The sequence below is a fragment of the Methylobacterium sp. C1 genome (genome assembly GCF_001854385.1).
GTDB classification, from domain to species: Bacteria; Pseudomonadota; Alphaproteobacteria; order Rhizobiales; family Beijerinckiaceae; genus Methylobacterium; species Methylobacterium radiotolerans.
In genome coordinates, this window is record NZ_CP017640.1 from 698,813 (window position 1) to 713,876 (window position 15,064).

Annotated in this window: 15 protein-coding genes; all 15 read left to right on the forward strand. The window is 70.6% G+C overall.

Going from position 1 to position 15,064, the window contains the following annotated elements; genetic code table 11:
• Positions 1 to 10: 10 nt before the first annotated feature.
• Positions 11 to 1,828 carry a succinate dehydrogenase flavoprotein subunit gene (gene sdhA, locus BKE41_RS03210; RefSeq protein ID WP_012317466.1) on the forward strand — a complete coding sequence of 606 codons (1,818 nt, stop codon included), beginning with the start codon at positions 11 to 13 and terminating at the stop codon, positions 1,826 to 1,828.
• Between the two features lie 85 nt (positions 1,829 to 1,913).
• Positions 1,914 to 2,738 carry a succinate dehydrogenase iron-sulfur subunit gene (locus tag BKE41_RS03215; protein ID WP_024831121.1) on the forward strand — a complete coding sequence of 275 codons (825 nt, stop codon included), beginning with the start codon at positions 1,914 to 1,916 and terminating at the stop codon, positions 2,736 to 2,738.
• Between the two features lie 170 nt (positions 2,739 to 2,908).
• Positions 2,909 to 3,496, forward strand: coding sequence for an AprI/Inh family metalloprotease inhibitor (locus BKE41_RS03220; RefSeq protein WP_012317468.1), 588 nt, complete (start codon positions 2,909 to 2,911; stop codon positions 3,494 to 3,496).
• A gap of 88 nt (positions 3,497 to 3,584) precedes the next feature.
• On the forward strand, positions 3,585 to 5,450 hold the full coding sequence (locus BKE41_RS03225) for an ABC transporter ATP-binding protein (protein ID WP_012317469.1): 1,866 nt from the start codon (positions 3,585 to 3,587) through the stop codon (positions 5,448 to 5,450).
• 182 nt (positions 5,451 to 5,632) lie between these two features.
• Positions 5,633 to 6,217 (forward strand): ubiquinol-cytochrome c reductase iron-sulfur subunit, encoded by a 585-nt coding sequence (petA, locus tag BKE41_RS03230; RefSeq protein WP_234741283.1) that lies wholly within the window; start codon positions 5,633 to 5,635, stop codon positions 6,215 to 6,217.
• A 13-nt stretch (positions 6,218 to 6,230) separates the two neighbouring features.
• The gene (locus tag BKE41_RS03235; protein WP_012317471.1) at positions 6,231 to 7,517 is read left to right on the forward strand and encodes a cytochrome b N-terminal domain-containing protein; all 1,287 of its coding nucleotides are present in this window, start codon (positions 6,231 to 6,233) and stop codon (positions 7,515 to 7,517) included.
• An 18-nt stretch (positions 7,518 to 7,535) separates the two neighbouring features.
• Complete coding sequence (locus tag BKE41_RS03240; RefSeq protein WP_024831119.1) at positions 7,536 to 8,447, forward strand: cytochrome c1; 912 nt, start codon at positions 7,536 to 7,538, stop codon at positions 8,445 to 8,447.
• 299 nt (positions 8,448 to 8,746) lie between these two features.
• Positions 8,747 to 9,622: an S-methyl-5'-thioadenosine phosphorylase gene (locus BKE41_RS03245; protein WP_070998516.1), complete on the forward strand. Its 876-nt coding sequence runs from the start codon at positions 8,747 to 8,749 to the stop codon at positions 9,620 to 9,622.
• 84 nt (positions 9,623 to 9,706) lie between these two features.
• Entirely contained in the window at positions 9,707 to 10,294 is a 588-nt protein-coding gene (gene hisB / locus BKE41_RS03250) for an imidazoleglycerol-phosphate dehydratase HisB (protein WP_012317474.1), read from the forward strand.
• A 67-nt stretch (positions 10,295 to 10,361) separates the two neighbouring features.
• Positions 10,362 to 10,847: a DUF2628 domain-containing protein gene (locus tag BKE41_RS03255; RefSeq protein WP_012317475.1), complete on the forward strand. Its 486-nt coding sequence runs from the start codon at positions 10,362 to 10,364 to the stop codon at positions 10,845 to 10,847.
• Positions 10,848 to 10,866: 19 nt separating this feature from the next.
• The gene (hisH, locus tag BKE41_RS03260; protein ID WP_012317476.1) at positions 10,867 to 11,526 is read left to right on the forward strand and encodes an imidazole glycerol phosphate synthase subunit HisH; all 660 of its coding nucleotides are present in this window, start codon (positions 10,867 to 10,869) and stop codon (positions 11,524 to 11,526) included.
• 37 nt (positions 11,527 to 11,563) lie between these two features.
• Complete coding sequence (gene hisA, locus BKE41_RS03265) at positions 11,564 to 12,307, forward strand: 1-(5-phosphoribosyl)-5-[(5-phosphoribosylamino)methylideneamino]imidazole-4-carboxamide isomerase (protein ID WP_012317477.1); 744 nt, start codon at positions 11,564 to 11,566, stop codon at positions 12,305 to 12,307.
• 32 nt (positions 12,308 to 12,339) lie between these two features.
• Positions 12,340 to 13,143 (forward strand): imidazole glycerol phosphate synthase subunit HisF, encoded by an 804-nt coding sequence (hisF, locus tag BKE41_RS03270; RefSeq protein WP_012317478.1) that lies wholly within the window; start codon positions 12,340 to 12,342, stop codon positions 13,141 to 13,143.
• A complete protein-coding gene (locus BKE41_RS03275) occupies positions 13,140 to 14,444 on the forward strand; it encodes a dihydroorotase (RefSeq protein ID WP_029360477.1) in 1,305 nt (434 codons plus the stop codon). The genes hisF and BKE41_RS03275 overlap by 4 nt, the downstream gene beginning before the upstream one ends.
• The gene (gene plsY / locus BKE41_RS03280; protein WP_041372485.1) at positions 14,444 to 15,046 is read left to right on the forward strand and encodes a glycerol-3-phosphate 1-O-acyltransferase PlsY; all 603 of its coding nucleotides are present in this window, start codon (positions 14,444 to 14,446) and stop codon (positions 15,044 to 15,046) included. Before BKE41_RS03275 ends, plsY begins: the two co-directional genes overlap by 1 nt.
• The last annotated feature ends 18 nt before the right edge of the window (positions 15,047 to 15,064 follow it).

The following is a 15,064-nucleotide window of genomic DNA, read 5'->3' on the forward strand; positions in this document are numbered from 1 at the left end:
GGAGCCGAACATGGCCGCCAACGGCACCAACGGCAGCGGGCCTGCCTACACCATCCACGATCACGCCTTCGACGTCGTGATCGTCGGCGCGGGCGGCGCCGGCCTGCGCGCCACGGTCGGCTGCTCGGAGGCGGGCCTGCGCACCGCCTGCATCACCAAGGTGTTCCCGACCCGCTCCCACACGGTGGCAGCGCAGGGCGGCATCTCGGCCTCCCTCGGCAACATGGGCCCGGACGACTGGCGCTGGCACATGTACGACACCGTGAAGGGGTCGGACTGGCTCGGCGACCAGGACGCCATCGAGTATCTCGTGCGCAACGCGCCCGCCGCCGTCTACGAGTTGGAGCACTGGGGCGTGCCCTTCTCCCGCACGGAGGAAGGCAAGATCTACCAGCGCCCGTTCGGCGGCATGACCACGGACTACGGCAAGGGCACCGCCCAGCGCACCTGCGCGGCGGCCGACCGCACCGGTCACGCCATGCTGCACACCCTCTACGGGCAGGCGGTGAAGAACCAGACTGACTTCTTTATCGAGTACTTCGCCCTTGACCTGATCATGGACGACGAGGGCCGCTGCCGCGGCGTGATCGCGCTCGATCAGGCCACCGGCGAGATCCACCGCTTCCGCGCCCAGATGACCATCCTGGCGACCGGCGGCTACGGCCGCGCCTACTTCTCGGCGACCTCCGCCCATACCTGCACGGGCGACGGCAACGCCATGGTGCTGCGCGCCGGCCTGCCGCTGCAGGACATGGAGTTCGTGCAGTTCCACCCGACCGGCATCTACGGCGCGGGCTGCCTGATCACGGAAGGCTCCCGCGGCGAGGGCGGCTACCTCACCAATTCCGAGGGCGAGCGCTTCATGGAGCGCTACGCGCCGTCGGCGAAGGACCTCGCCTCGCGCGACGTCGTCTCGCGCTCCATGACCATGGAGATCCGCGACGGCCGCGGCGTCGGCAAGAACAAGGACCACATCTACCTGCACCTCGACCACCTGGACCCGAAGATCCTGCACGAGCGCCTGCCGGGCATCTCGGAATCCGCGCGGATCTTCGCGGGCGTCGACGTGACCAAGGAACCGATCCCGGTCATCCCGACCGTCCACTACAACATGGGCGGCATCCCCACGAACTATCACGGCGAGGTGCTGACGCTGCGCGACGGCAACCCCGACACGGTGGTTCCGGGCCTGATGGCGATCGGCGAGGCGGCCTGCGTCTCGGTCCACGGCGCCAACCGCCTCGGCTCGAACTCGCTGATCGACCTCGTGGTCTTCGGCCGCGCCGCCGGCAAGCGCTGCGCCGAGATCGTCGAGCCGAACGGCCGGGCCATGGAGCTGCCGAAGGGCGCGACCGACAAGGCGCTCGAGCGCCTGGACCGGTTCCGCTACGCCAACGGCTCGACGCCGACAGCCGAGCTCCGCGCCGAGATGCAGAAGACGATGCAGAACAACTGCGCCGTGTTCCGCACCGGCGAGGTGCTGGAGGAGGGCAAGGGCCTGATCCACAAGGTCTGGAACGCCGCCGCCGACGTGAAGGTCACCGACCGGTCGCTGGTCTGGAACACCGATCTCCTCGAGACCCTGGAGTTCGACAACCTGATCGGTCAGGCGGTGGTAACGATGGAATCGGCCGCCAACCGCACCGAATCCCGCGGCGCCCACGCGCGCGAGGACTTCCCGGACCGCGACGACAAGGACTGGATGAAGCACACGCTGTCCTGGCTCGACGAGAGCCGGCATCAGGTAAACATCGACTACCGGCCGGTCCACACCTACACGATGTCGAACGAGATCCAGTACATCGAGCCGAAAGCGCGCGTGTACTGATCTGCAACTCTGCACCACGACTGCGGCGGCGGGGCCTTGCCCCTCCGGCCGCCGCGTCCTGCTCTAGCGGAAGCCGTCGAGAACCATGGCTCAGTTCAACCTTCCGAAGAACTCCCAGATCACGCAGGGCAAGTCCTGGCCGGCCCCGCCCGGCGCCAGGAACCTGCAGACCTTCAAGATCTACCGGTGGAACCCGGACGACGGGGCCAATCCGCGGATCGACACCTACCAGGTCGACCGTGAGGATTGCGGCCCGATGGTCCTGGACGCGCTGCTGTGGATCAAGAACAAGGTCGACTCGACGCTGGTCTTCCGCCGCTCCTGCCGCGAGGGCATCTGCGGCTCCTGCGCGATGAACATCGAGGGGCAGAACGCGCTCGCCTGCACGATGGGCATCGACGAGTGCAAGAGCCCCGACAACGCCCTGCCGGTCATGACCCGCAAGGACAAGGACGGGGCGATCCGCATCTACCCGCTGCCGCACATGCCGGTCCTGAAGGACCTCGTGCCGGACCTGACGAATTTCTACGCCCAGCACGCCGCCATCGAGCCCTGGCTCCAGACGGAGACGCCCGCGCCCGAGAAGGAGTGGCGCCAGACGCCGGAGGACCGGTCCCGCCTCGACGGCCTCTACGAGTGCATCCTGTGCGCGTGCTGCACCACGTCGTGCCCGAGCTACTGGTGGAACGGCGACAAGTTCCTCGGCCCCGCGGCCCTGCTCCAGGCCTATCGCTGGCTGATCGACTCGCGCGACGAGAACACAGGCCACCGCCTCGATGGGCTGCACGATCCCTTCCGGCTGTATCGCTGCCACACCATCATGAACTGCGCCAATACCTGCCCGAAGAGCCTGAACCCGGCGAAGGCCATCGCCGAGATCAAGAAGATGATGGTCGAGCGCACGCTCTGATTGCAGAGTCCGGCCGGGCATGAGGCCTGAGGGCCACACTCGGCCGAAAAGGCCGGCTCTCCGCAGCGGAGTCGGCCCGGGCTGGGAGCGCTGCCTTGCGGTCAGCGCAATTGGCACGGAGTCAGGGTCGAAGCGCCTCCGCGCTCTGAAGCCTGATCCGAAGTGGACCGATGCTGCGCCCGAGCCTGTCGACGTTCGCCGTTCTCTGTCTGAGCGCCAGCCTCGGCGCCTGCGCCTCGAGCCGCCTCGACGGTCCGCGCACCCGGGGTCCGTCGCCCCAGGCGTCCCTCGACACCGTGCCGGCCATGCCGTCGGGCACCGTGACGGCGGCCCCGCTGGCGCCGCCGCCCGGCGTCGCCGCGAGCCCCGACGCGCCGCCCCCACCCGGCGCCCAGGCGGCCGCGACGCCGCCCGGTGGTCCGACCGTGATCGCCGAGCCGGTCGCGCCGCCGCCGCCGCCGCCACCGGTCGCCACGGGCGGCCGCTCCGCGGTGGTCGGTAGCTGGGATGCCCGGGACGCGACAGGGGCGAACTGCAAGGTCACGCTCTCGAGCACGCCGGCCCTCGACCTCTACCGGGCGACGGCCTCGGGCTGCGCCAACAAGGATCTGGCGCGGGTCTCGGCCTGGGACTTCCGCGACGGCGAGGTCTACCTCTACCAGCCGGGCGGCTCGGTGGCGGCGCGGCTTCGCCAGGGCGGCGGCGGCCTGGAAGGCGCCCTGACCAAGTCCGGCGCGGCGCTCGCCCTCAACCGCTGAGGCCGCGCGGCGCGACCACGCCGCGCGGTTGGCGCGCGGCGGGAGGCGCTTACATGAGGGGCTCCCGCCGCGTCACGCCTCCGTAAACATGTTCCTCGATTGGCTTGAACGCCGCGTCGACCCCTTCGCGCCCTTCGACGAGGCGCGGATGCCGCCGCGGTCGGTTCTCGGTTTCGCCTGGTTCTACCTGCGCCCGATCCGCGCCGCCCTGGCGGCGCTGTTCGTCATCGCGGTGGTCGCCGGCACGGTCGAGGCCTCCCTCTACCTCGTGATGCGCTGGTTCATCGACCTGCTCGGCTCGGCCGACCGGGCGACGGTGCTGTCGGATCACGCAGTCGAGCTCGGGCTGGTGGTCCTGCTGATCGCCGTGGTGCGACCGCTGTCGATCTGGGCCCACGAGGTGCTGTCCAACCAGCTCGTCGTGCCGCAATCCACCAGCCAGATCCGCTGGCGGGCGCATCTCTACACCCTCGGGCACGCGCTCTCGTATTTCCAGGGCGACTTCTCGGGCCGTCTGGCCAACCGCGTCGTCCAAGTGGGCCCGGCGGTGCGGGAACTCGCCGTCGTCTTCATCGACACGCTGCTGTACGTGGCGATCTACGCGATCACCGCGGTCGGGTTGTTCAGCGCGATCTCGCCGTGGCTCGCGGTCCCGGTGCTGCTCTGGATCGCCGCCTACGCGGCCCTGACCGCGTGGTTCGTGCCCCGGGCCCGGGCGCGCTCGCACAAGACCGCCGACACCCGCTCGACCCTCATCGGCCGCATCGTCGACAGCTACACCAATATCCTGACGGTGAAGCTCTTCGCCCGCGATCGCGAGGAGCGGGCCGCCGTCCAGGACGCCGTGGAGGTCCACACCGCCGCCTACCTCCACCAGTTCCGGCTGGTGACCCTGACCACGAGCCTTCTCGGGCTGCTCAACAGCGCGCTGCTGATCGCCACCGGCGCCGCCTGCCTCGTCCTGTGGCGCGACGGCGGCATGAGTACCGGCGAGGCTTCGGCGGGGCTCGCCCTGGTCCTGCGCCTCATCGCCATGTCGGGCTGGGTCATGCAGACCGTGCGCGGCGTCTTCGAGAACGTCGGCGTGGTCCAGGAGAGCATGCAGACGATGGCCCGGCCGCACGGCCTCGTCGACGCGCCGGACGCGCGGACGCTGACCGTCACCGGCGGCGAGATCCGGTTCGAGGAGGTCGGCTTCCACTACGGGCGCGGCGACGCCACCGTCATCGAGGATTTCTCCCTGACGATCCGTCCGGGCGAGAAGGTCGGGCTGGTCGGCGTCAGCGGCGCGGGCAAGTCGACCCTGGCGGGCCTGCTCCTGCGGCTCTACGACGTGGAGAGCGGGCGCATCCTGGTGGACGGCCAGGACATCGCGACGGTGACGCAGCAATCCCTGCGCGAAGCGATCGCGATGGTCAGCCAGGACACGTCCCTGCTGCACCGCTCCATCCGCGACAACATCGCCTACGGCCGCCCCGGCGCGACCCAGGCGGAGATCGAGCGGGCGGCCCGCCTCGCCCACGCGGACGCGTTCATCGCCGACCTCGTCGACCACAAGGGCCGGCGCGGCTACGACGCCCAGGTCGGCGAGCGCGGCGTCAAGCTATCCGGCGGGCAGCGCCAGCGCATCGCCATAGCCCGGGTCATGCTGAAGGACGCGCCGATCCTCATCCTGGACGAGGCGACCTCGGCCCTGGACAGCCAGGTCGAGGCGGCGATCCAGGACTCCCTCGACACGCTGATGGCCGGCAAGACCGTGCTGGCGATCGCGCACCGCCTGTCGACCATCGCGGCCCTCGACCGACTGGTCGTGATCGACCGCGGCCGGATCATCGAGGAGGGGACGCATGCCGAGCTGGTCGCCGCCGGCGGCGTCTACGCCGGCCTCTGGTCGCGCCAGTCGGGCGGTTTCCTCGACGACGGGACGCCGCGGTACGACAGCGTGGTCGCCTGAGTGGTGCGCTGGCGCGATTGCCGGCAACATACCGCTACGATCGAGGGGCGACCTTATCGCCGCGCCGCACACAGCGGCTTGACTCGGGGGCGGCAGACGGTCTCATTGCTCAGATTAGAACCATAATGCTTTGTTCCCGGACCGAGCCGGGACGAGGGCACCTGCGGCCCTGACGCCGACGCATGGAGTTCCGAACCTTGGCGAACACATCAGCCGCCGCTCCCGCGGTCTCTGGTCATGACGGCAGCCGCCGTGACTTCCTGTTCCTGGCGACCGGCGCCGGGCTGGCGGTCGGGGCGGGGGCCGCCGTGTGGCCGCTGATCTCTTCCATGGCGCCCGACGCCGACACGATCGCCGCGGGCGCGCCGATCGAGGTCGATCTCACGCCGATCCAGGACGGCCAGATCGTCAACGTCTTCTGGCGCGGCAAGCTGATCTTCGTGCGCAAGCTGACCGCCAAGGAAGTGGCCGACATGAAGGCGGTCCCGCTCTCGGCGATGATCGATCCGGCCGCCTTCCCGACGCGGGTCAAGAGCGGCCACGACCAGTGGCTCGTCGTCTACGGCAATTGCACGCATCTCGGCTGCGTGCCGATCGGCCACCAGGGCAATTTCGAGGGCTGGGCCTGCCCGTGCCACGGCTCGCAGTTCGACGCGGTGGGCCGCGTGCGCCACGGACCGGCGCCCATCAACCTGCCGATCCCGCCCTACGCCTTCGAGACGGATTCCAAGATCCGGATCGGCGAGGGCGGCAAGGAAGCGGCCTGAGGAGGACGGAAGCATGAGCGCGACAGCCAGCACCTACGTCCCCAAGAGCCGCGTGGCCAAATGGTTCGAGGCGCGCCTGCCCATCGTCGGGCTGGTGCACTCCTCGTTCGTGGCCTTCCCGGTTCCCCGCAACCTGAACTACTTCTGGACCTTCGGGGCGATCCTGATCGCCTTCCTCGGCATCCAGATCGTCACCGGCGTCTGGCTGGCGATGCACTACGAGCCTTCGGCGACGGGTGCCTTCACCTCCGTCGAGAAGATCATGCGCGACGTGAATTACGGTTGGCTGCTGCGCTACGCGCACGCCAACGGCGCGTCGATGTTCTTCGTCGCCGTGTACCTGCACATGTTCCGCAACCTCTACTACGGGTCCTACAAAGCCCCGCGCGAGGTGCTCTACATCCTCGGCGTCGTGATCTACCTGCTGATGATGGCGACGGCCTTCCTCGGCTACACGCTGCCCTGGGGCCAGATGAGCTTCTGGGGCGCCACCGTCATCACCAACATCCTGGCGGCGATCCCGGTGGTCGGCGACACGATCCAGACCCTGCTCTGGGGCGGCTACTCGGTCGGCAATCCGACGGTCAACCGCTTCTTCTCGCTGCACTACCTGCTGCCGTGGATGATCGCCGGGGTCGTCGTGCTGCACGTCTGGGCGCTGCACGTCACCGGCCAGAACAACCCGGTCGGCATCCCGATCAAGTCGGGCAAGGACGCGGTCCCGTTCACGCCATACGCGACGATCAAGGACGTGTTCGCCGTCTGCGTGTTCATGATCCTGTTCTCTTGGTTCCTGTTCTACCAGCCGAACTATCTCGGCCACGCCGACAACTACATCCAGGCGAACCCGGCGGTGACGCCCGCGCACATCGTGCCGGAATGGTACTTCCTGCCGTTCTACGCGATCCTGCGCGCGGTCCCGAGCAAGCTCGGCGGCGTGATCCTGATGTTCTCGGCGGTGATCATCCTGGCCTTCGCGCCCTGGCTCGACACGTCGCGGATCCGCTCGTGCAACTACCGGCCGCTCTACCGCCAGTTCTTCTGGGTCTTCGTCGGCGCCACGCTGCTCCTCGGCTGGCTCGGCTCGCAGCCCCCGGAGGGCGGCTACGTGCTCGCCGCGCAGGTCTGCACCGCCTACTACTTCGCGCACTTCCTGATCGTCATGCCGCTCTGCGGCCTGTTCGAGACGCCGAAGAAGCTGCCGGGCTCGATCCTCGAGAGCGTGACCGGGCCGGGCAAGCAGGTGAGCGGGTCCGGCATGCCGGCCGGCGCCGCCGCCGCTCCGACCACCAAAGGCTGACGGGCTGACGACAGGACCATGATGATGACCCGCGTCCTCTCGACGACCGCCGCGGCCGCCCTGGCGGCCCTGCTGATCGGCGCCGTGCCGGTCTCTGCCCAGGAAGGGCATGGCGGGCCGATCCCGGCCCGCGTGAACTGGAGCTTTGCCGGCGTGTTCGGCCGCTTCGACACCGCGCAGCTGCAGCGCGGCTTCCAAGTCTACAAGGAGGTCTGCTCCGCCTGTCACTCGATGAAGCTGGTCTCCTTCCGCAACCTCGCGCAGGAGGGCGGGCCGCATTTCTCGGCCGGGCAGGTCAAGGCGCTGGCCGCGACCTACCAGGTGAAGGACGGGCCGAACGATGCCGGCGACATGTTCGACCGTCCGGGCCGGCCGGCCGACACGTTCCCGCCGCCGTTCCCGAACGACCAGGCGGCCGCCGCCGCTAACGGCGGCAAGGCACCGCCGGACTTCTCGGTCATCGCCAAGGCGCGGACCTTCTCCCGCGGCTCGCTCTACTTCCTGACCGACTGGCTGCCCTTCGTCGGCTACTCGGAGCAGGGGCCGGACTATATCCATGCCCTGATCAACGGCTACGAGGATCCGCCGAAGGACTTCGCGCTGCCGGAGGGCGGCCACTACAACAAGTACTATCCCGGCCACATCATCGCGATGCCACCGCCGATCACCGACGGGCAGGTCTCGTACCCGAAGAACGATCAGGGCCAGCCGGTCGTGCCCGAGACGGTCGACCAGTACGGCAAGGACGTTTCGGCCTTCCTGATGTGGGCGGCCGAGCCGCACATGATGGACCGCAAGGCCCTGGGCTTTCGGGTGATCCTGTTCCTGATCATCCTGTCGGGGCTGCTCTACTACGTGAAGAAGAAGATCTGGGCCGATGTTGGCGGCGAGGTCCACGGCCTCCAGCCGGAGCTGCACAAGACCTACTGAGGCCGGCCAGATCAGTCCGCTGTTCGGATGGGCCTCCCTCGGGAGGTCCATCTTTTTTTTGGTCGGCTCTCCATGCTACCGCTCGCCCGCCGCGACGGTCCTCCTTCCGACACTGCCCGTCCCCTGCACCACCTCATCCTGAGGTGACCGCGTCAGCGGGCCTCGAAGGCGGGCTCCAGGGATCAGAGCGGCTTCGGGAGGTCTCCTTCGCGGCCTCCGCATTGCTCCGGCACCTCAGGATGAGGTGCCGGGTGGGATAAGCCGCGCTGCCGAGGCGTCGCGCGTTGAGGGATTCCGGCATGAGCGCAGCGGTACTGGGTGTCATGGGTGGCTCCGGCGTCTACGACCTGCCGGGTCTCGAGGACGTGCGCGAGGAGCGCGTGGTGTCGCCCTGGGGCGAGCCGTCGGACGCCCTGCGGATCGGGCGCATCGGCGACACCAAGGTCGTGTTCCTGGCCCGCCACGGGCGGGGGCACCGGCTCTCGCCGTCGGGCATCAACTACCGCGCCAATATCGACGCCCTGAAACGGGCCGGGGTGACCGACCTCGTCGCCCTCTCGGCCTGCGGCTCGTTCCGCGAGGATCTGCCCCCAGGCCTCTTCGTGCTCGTCGACCAGTTCGTCGACCGCACGCACGGGCGCGCCTCGTCGTTCTTCGGCGACGGCTGCGTCGCCCACGTGTCCCTGGCCCATCCGGTCGGCCCCGGCCTGCAGGCGCGGATCGCCCAGGCCGCGAAGGCCGAGGACATCGCGGTCCATCGCGGCGGCACATATGTCTGCATGGAGGGGCCGCAATTCTCCTCCCTCGCCGAGTCCCGCGCCTACAAGGCCCAGGGCTTCGACGTGATCGGCATGACCAACATGCCCGAGGCCAAGCTCGCCCGCGAGGCGGAGATCACCTACGCGACGATCGCGATGGTGACCGACTACGATTGCTGGCACCCCGGCCACGACGCGGTCGACGTCGCCTCGGTGATCGCGGTCGCCCGCGCCAACGCCGACAAGGCGGCGCGCCTCGTGGCCCGCCTCGCCCGCGACTTCCCGGCCGAGCGCGAGCCGTGCCCGGCGGGCTCGCACCGGGCGCTCGCCGGCGCGATCATGACGGCGCCCGCCGTCCGGGACCCGGCACTGCTCGCCAAGCTCGACGCCGTGGCGGGGCGGGTCCTCAACGGCTAGCCGGCCGCCCTTTCCATTCGGCGACGAGTCCCTCTAGAAGGCGCGGGCGGCCCTGGCCGCCCCCGACGCGAAGTCCAGACCGAAATGCGCAGCGCCTCCATCAGCCGGAAGACCGCGGAGACCGACATTGCGGTCTCCGTCAATCTCGACGGGACCGGGCGGTCGAACATCGCCACCGGGATCGGCTTCCTCGACCACATGCTGGATCTGCTGGCGCGGCACGCCCTGTTCGACCTGGACGTGAAGGTCGACGGCGACCTGCATATCGACCAGCACCACTCGGCCGAGGATTGCGGCATCGCCCTGGGACAGGCGTTCGCCAAGGCGCTCGGCGACAAGCGCGGGGTCACGCGCTACGCCGACATCCACCTGCCGATGGACGAGGCGCTGACCCGGGTCTGCGTCGACATCTCGGGCCGGCCCTTCCTGGTGTTCCGCACGACCTTCCGAGTGGAGAAGATCGGGACCTTCGACACCGAGCTGGTGCGCGAGTGGTTCCAGGCCTTCGCGATGAATGCCGGCCTGACCCTGCACGTGGAGACCCTCTACGGCGACAACGCTCACCACATCGCGGAGAGCTGCTACAAGGGGCTGGCCCGCGCCTTGCGGAAGGCCGTGGCGATCGATCCGCGGGAGGAGGGGCGCGTTCCCTCCACCAAGGGCTCCCTGTAGACCTGTTGTCGCCGGGCGCCCGGATCGGCCACGCGGCCGTCGCGGCGCACGCTGTCGGAGTTTCGCGATGCGGATGCGCAGCTACACGCTCCACCTGCCAGCCGACGCGCGGCCGGGCGAATCGCTCGGGCTCGACCGGGCGCTGCTGGTGCGGGACGGCTTCTCCTGGCCGGCCTTCGCCTTCACGGTGCTGTGGTTCCTGTTCCACCGGCTCTGGCTCGCCGCCCTGCTCGTGCTCGTCGGGCTCGTGGCGCTGGCCGCCGCCGGTATCGCCCTCGGGCTGCCGGCCGGCGCCGGCCTGATCGTCACCCTGCTGGCCGGCTGGCTGATCGGCCTCGAGGCTTCGAGCCTGCGCCGCTGGACGCTGGCGCGGCGCGGCTGGCCGGCGCGCGACGCGGTGGTCGCCGCGACGCCCGAGGAGGCCGAAGCCCGGGCTCTGAACCGCTGGCTCGAGGCGAGCCCGGCCGCGCCGCGGGCCCCGTTCCCGAGCGGCCCCAGCCGGCGGGCCGAGCCGGTGATCGGGCTGTTCCCCGCCCAGGAAGGCGCCCGGTGAGTTCCCGGGCGAGACGCGCATGAGCACCGAGACCGTCGCGATCATCGATTACGGGTCGGGCAACCTCCACTCCGCCGCTAAGGCCTTCGAGCGCGCCGCTCGCGAGAGCGGGCGCGACGCGCGGATCTGCCTGACCTCGGACCCCGACGTGGTGGCTGCGGCCGACCGCGTGGTGCTGCCCGGTGTTGGCGCCTTCGCGGATTGCCGCCGCGGTCTCGACGCCGTCCCCGGCATGGTCGAGGCGATGACGCAGGTCGCCCACGGGGCCGGCCGCCCGTTCCTCGGGATCTGCGTCGGGATGCAGCTGCTGGCGAGCCGCGGGCTCGAGTACACGACCACGCCGGGGCTCGGCTGGATCCCCGGCGACGTCGGTCCGATCCGGCCGTCGGACCCGGCGCTGAAGGTCCCCCATATGGGCTGGAACACCCTGCGGACCGAGCGCGACCACCCGCTGCTCGCCGGTATTCCCACCGGCGAGGACGGGCTGCACGCCTACTTCGTGCACAGCTACGCGCTGAAGGCCGAGCGCCCGGACGACGTGGTGGCGCGCGCCGAGTACGGCGGCCCGGTCACCGCCCTCGTCGCACGCGACAACGTCGCCGGCACGCAGTTCCACCCCGAGAAGAGCCAGCGGCTGGGCCTCGCGCTCATCGCCAACTTCCTGAACTGGCGCCCGTGAGCGCCGTTCGGCCCAGGCAAGAAGGACGGAAGCGCCCGTGATCCTGTACCCGGCGATCGACCTGAAAGAGGGGCGTTGCGTCCGCCTCATCCAGGGGGACATGGCGCAGGCCAAGGTCTTCGGCGACGATCCGGCCGCGCAGGCCGCGATCTTCGAGGCGCAGGGCTTCTCCTGGCTCCACGTGGTCGATCTCGACGGCGCCTTCGCGGGGGCGCCGCGGAACGCGGAGGCGGTCGACGCGATCCTCGCGCGGGTGAAGATCCCGGTCCAGCTCGGCGGCGGGATCCGCGAGATGAAGACCCTGGAGGGCTGGCTGAGCAAGGGCGTCGCCCGGGCGATCATCGGCACCGCGGCGGTGCGCGATCCCGGCTTCGTCCGGGAGGCCGCCCGCAAGTATCCCGGGAAGATCGCGGTCGGCATCGACGCCAAGGACGGCCGCGTCGCGGTCGAGGGCTGGGCGCAGACCTCCAGCATGACCGCGGAGGAGCTGGGGCGCCGGTTCGAGGACGCGGGCGTCGCGGCCATCATCTACACCGACATCGCCCGCGACGGGATCCTGAAGGGCCTCAACGTCGAGATGACCCTGGCGCTCGCCCAGGCCGTGCGCATCCCGGTGATCGCCTCGGGCGGCCTCGCGTCGATCGACGACGTCCACCGCCTGCTGAAGCCGGATTGCGCCCTGATCGCGGGCGCGATCACCGGCCGGGCGCTCTACGACGGCCGCATCGATCCGGAGGCGGCCCTGGCCGCGATCGCTGCGGCGCGCGGCCCGGTGGCGTGATATCCAGAGACTCGCGACATGAGACGCCGCCCGTGCTGAAGACCCGCATCATCCCCTGCCTCGACGTGAAGGACGGGCGCGTCGTGAAGGGCGTGCGCTTCGAGGGCCTGCGCGACGCCGGCGATCCCGTCGAGGCCGCCAAGGTCTACGACGCGGCCGGCGCCGACGAGCTGTGCTTCCTCGATATTACCGCGAGCCGCGAGGCCCGCGGCACGCTGCTCGACATCGTCAGCCGGACCGCCGAGGCCTGCTTCATGCCGCTCACGGTCGGCGGCGGCGTGCGCACCGTCGAGGACGTGCGCGCGCTGCTGCTCGCCGGCGCCGACAAGGTCGCGATCAACACCGCGGCCGTGAAGGATCCCGACCTCGTGGCCCGGGCCGCCGAGAAGTTCGGCGCGCAGTGCATCGTGGTGGCGATCGACGCCAAGCGCGTCTCGCCCCCCGGCGCGCCGGCCGCCTGGGAGATCTTCACCCACGGCGGCCGCGACCCGACCGGGATCGACGCCGTGGCCTTCGCGCGCCTCGTCGCCGAGAAGGGCGCGGGCGAGCTGCTCGTCACCTCCATGGACAAGGACGGGACCCGCTCCGGCTACGACCTCGCCCTCACGCGCGCGATCAGCGACGCCGTCACCGTGCCGGTGATAGCCTCGGGCGGCGTCGGCGGCCTCGACGACCTCGTGGCCGGCGTGGCCGAGGGCGGCGCCAGCGCCGTGCTGGCGGCCTCCATCTTCCATTTCGGGCAGGCGAGCGTCGCCGAGGCGAAGGCGCACATGGCGGCGGCCGGTCTCGCCATGCGCCTCGACGGTCCGGCCTCTTCCGCGAGGGCGCCCCTGTGAGCAGCTACCTTCTGGCGAACGCCAACCTCCTCGATCCCGCGACCGGCCGCGAGACCGCCGGCGCGGTGCTGGTGCGGGACGGCCGCATCGCCGACATCGCCGCCGGCGCGGCGCCGGGCGCCCCGGCCGATGCGAAGCGCGTCGACTGTGCCGGCCGCGTGCTGACCCCGGGGCTGATCGACATGCGCGCCTTCGTGGGTGAGCCGGGAGCCGAGCACCGCGAGACCCTGGCCTCGGCGAGCGCCGCGGCGGCGGCGGGCGGCGTCACGACGCTCGTCTGCATGCCCGACACCAACCCGGTGATCGACGAGCCGGCCATCGTCGACTTCGTGCTCCGGCGAGCCCGCGACACGGCGAGTGTCAACGTCCTGCCGGCGGCCGCCATCACCAAGGGGCTGGCCGGCCGGGAAATGACCGAGTTCGGCCTGCTCAAGGAGGCCGGCGCGGTCGCCTTCACGGACGGGCTCCGGGCCGTGGCCAATGCCCAGGTGCTGCGTCGCGCCCTGACGTATGCCCGGGATTTCGACGCGCTGATCGTGCAGCACGTGGAGGAATCCGCCCTCGTCGCCGAGGGCGTGATGAACGAGGGCGAGCTCGCCTCGCGCCTCGGGCTGATGGGCATCCCCCGCGAGGCCGAGACCGTGATGCTGGAGCGCGACATCCGCCTCGTGCGGCTGACCGGCGCCCGCTACCACGCGGCGATGATCTCCTGCGCGGATTCGGTGGAGATCGTCCGCCGGGCCAAGCAGGACGGCCTGCCGGTGACCTGCGGCGTCTCGGTGAACAACCTCGTCCTCAACGAGAACGACATCGGCCATTACCGCACCTTCTGCCGGCTCTCGCCGCCCCTGCGCCACGAGACCGACCGGCAGGCGGTGGTGGGCGCCCTCGGCGAGGGCGTGATCGACGTGGTCGTGTCCGACCACAACCCGCAGGACGTGGAGACCAAGCGCTTGCCCTTCGCCGAGGCGGCGGACGGGGCGCTCGGCATCGAGACCCTGCTCGGCGCCGCGATGCGCCTCGTCCACACCGGCGACCTCGCGTTGCCCAAGCTCGTCGCCGCGCTCACCGTCAATCCGGCACGGATCCTCGGCCGCGAGGCCGGCCGGCTGGCGGTGGGCGCCCCCGCCGACCTGGTGCTGATCGATCCCGACCTCCCCTACGTCCTCGACAAGCGCCGGCTGAAGTCGCGCTCCAAGAACTCTCCCTTCGACGAGGCGCGCCTCCAGGGCGCGGCGGTGCTGACGCTGGTCGGCGGCCGGATCGTCCACGCGGTCGACGACCTCGCGGCGGCCGCATGATGCCGCCGGATCTCGCGACCCCGGCCGCCCTCGGCGGTCTCGCCCTCGGCTACGCCCTGGGCTCGATCCCGTTCGGGCTGATCCTCACGAAGTTCGCCGGCCTCGGCGACGTGCGGGCGATCGGCTCCGGCAATATCGGCGCCACCAACGTGCTGCGCACCGGCCGCAAGGGCCTCGCCGCGGCGACGCTGCTGGGCGACGCCCTCAAGGGCACGGCGGCCGTCCTCATCGCGCGCCAGCTGGGCGAGGGCCCGGCGCTCGCCGCGGGGCTCGGCGCCTTCCTCGGCCACCTCTTCCCGGTCTGGCTGGGCTTCAAGGGCGGCAAGGGCGTCGCGACCTTCATCGGGGTACTGCTCGCCTTCAGCCCGCTTGCCCTCGCGGCGTTCGCGGCGATCTGGCTCGGGCTCGCCTTCGCGCTCAGGTACTCGTCGCTGGCGGCGCTCGCCGCCTCGGCGGCTACGCCCCTCGTCCTCTGGGCGCTCGGTGCCCCGACACAGGCCTTGCTGTTCCTGCTCCTCGGCCTGCTGCTATGGTGGAAGCACGCGCCCAACATCCGCCGACTCGCGTCCGGCACCGAGGGGCGCATCGGCCAGAAGGGCTGAGTGCCGGCGCGCCGCGCC

Bases quoted from the DNA above. Each gene is read 5' to 3' on its own strand.
- petA (WP_234741283.1), top strand. From the start codon at position 5,633: ATGGAGTTCCGAACCTTGGCGAACACATCAGCCGCCGCTCCCGCGGTC.
- hisB (WP_012317474.1), top strand. From the start codon at position 9,707: ATGCGCAGCGCCTCCATCAGCCGGAAGACCGCGGAGACCGACATTGCG.
- BKE41_RS03235 (WP_012317471.1), top strand. From the start codon at position 6,231: ATGAGCGCGACAGCCAGCACCTACGTCCCCAAGAGCCGCGTGGCCAAA.
- BKE41_RS03220 (WP_012317468.1), top strand. From the start codon at position 2,909: ATGCTGCGCCCGAGCCTGTCGACGTTCGCCGTTCTCTGTCTGAGCGCC.
- BKE41_RS03255 (WP_012317475.1), top strand. From the start codon at position 10,362: ATGCGGATGCGCAGCTACACGCTCCACCTGCCAGCCGACGCGCGGCCG.
- sdhA (WP_012317466.1), top strand. From the start codon at position 11: ATGGCCGCCAACGGCACCAACGGCAGCGGGCCTGCCTACACCATCCAC.
- BKE41_RS03225 (WP_012317469.1), top strand. From the start codon at position 3,585: ATGTTCCTCGATTGGCTTGAACGCCGCGTCGACCCCTTCGCGCCCTTC.
- BKE41_RS03240 (WP_024831119.1), top strand. From the start codon at position 7,536: ATGATGATGACCCGCGTCCTCTCGACGACCGCCGCGGCCGCCCTGGCG.
- BKE41_RS03245 (WP_070998516.1), top strand. From the start codon at position 8,747: ATGAGCGCAGCGGTACTGGGTGTCATGGGTGGCTCCGGCGTCTACGAC.
- plsY (WP_041372485.1), top strand. From the start codon at position 14,444: ATGCCGCCGGATCTCGCGACCCCGGCCGCCCTCGGCGGTCTCGCCCTC.
- hisH (WP_012317476.1), top strand. From the start codon at position 10,867: ATGAGCACCGAGACCGTCGCGATCATCGATTACGGGTCGGGCAACCTC.
- BKE41_RS03215 (WP_024831121.1), top strand. From the start codon at position 1,914: ATGGCTCAGTTCAACCTTCCGAAGAACTCCCAGATCACGCAGGGCAAG.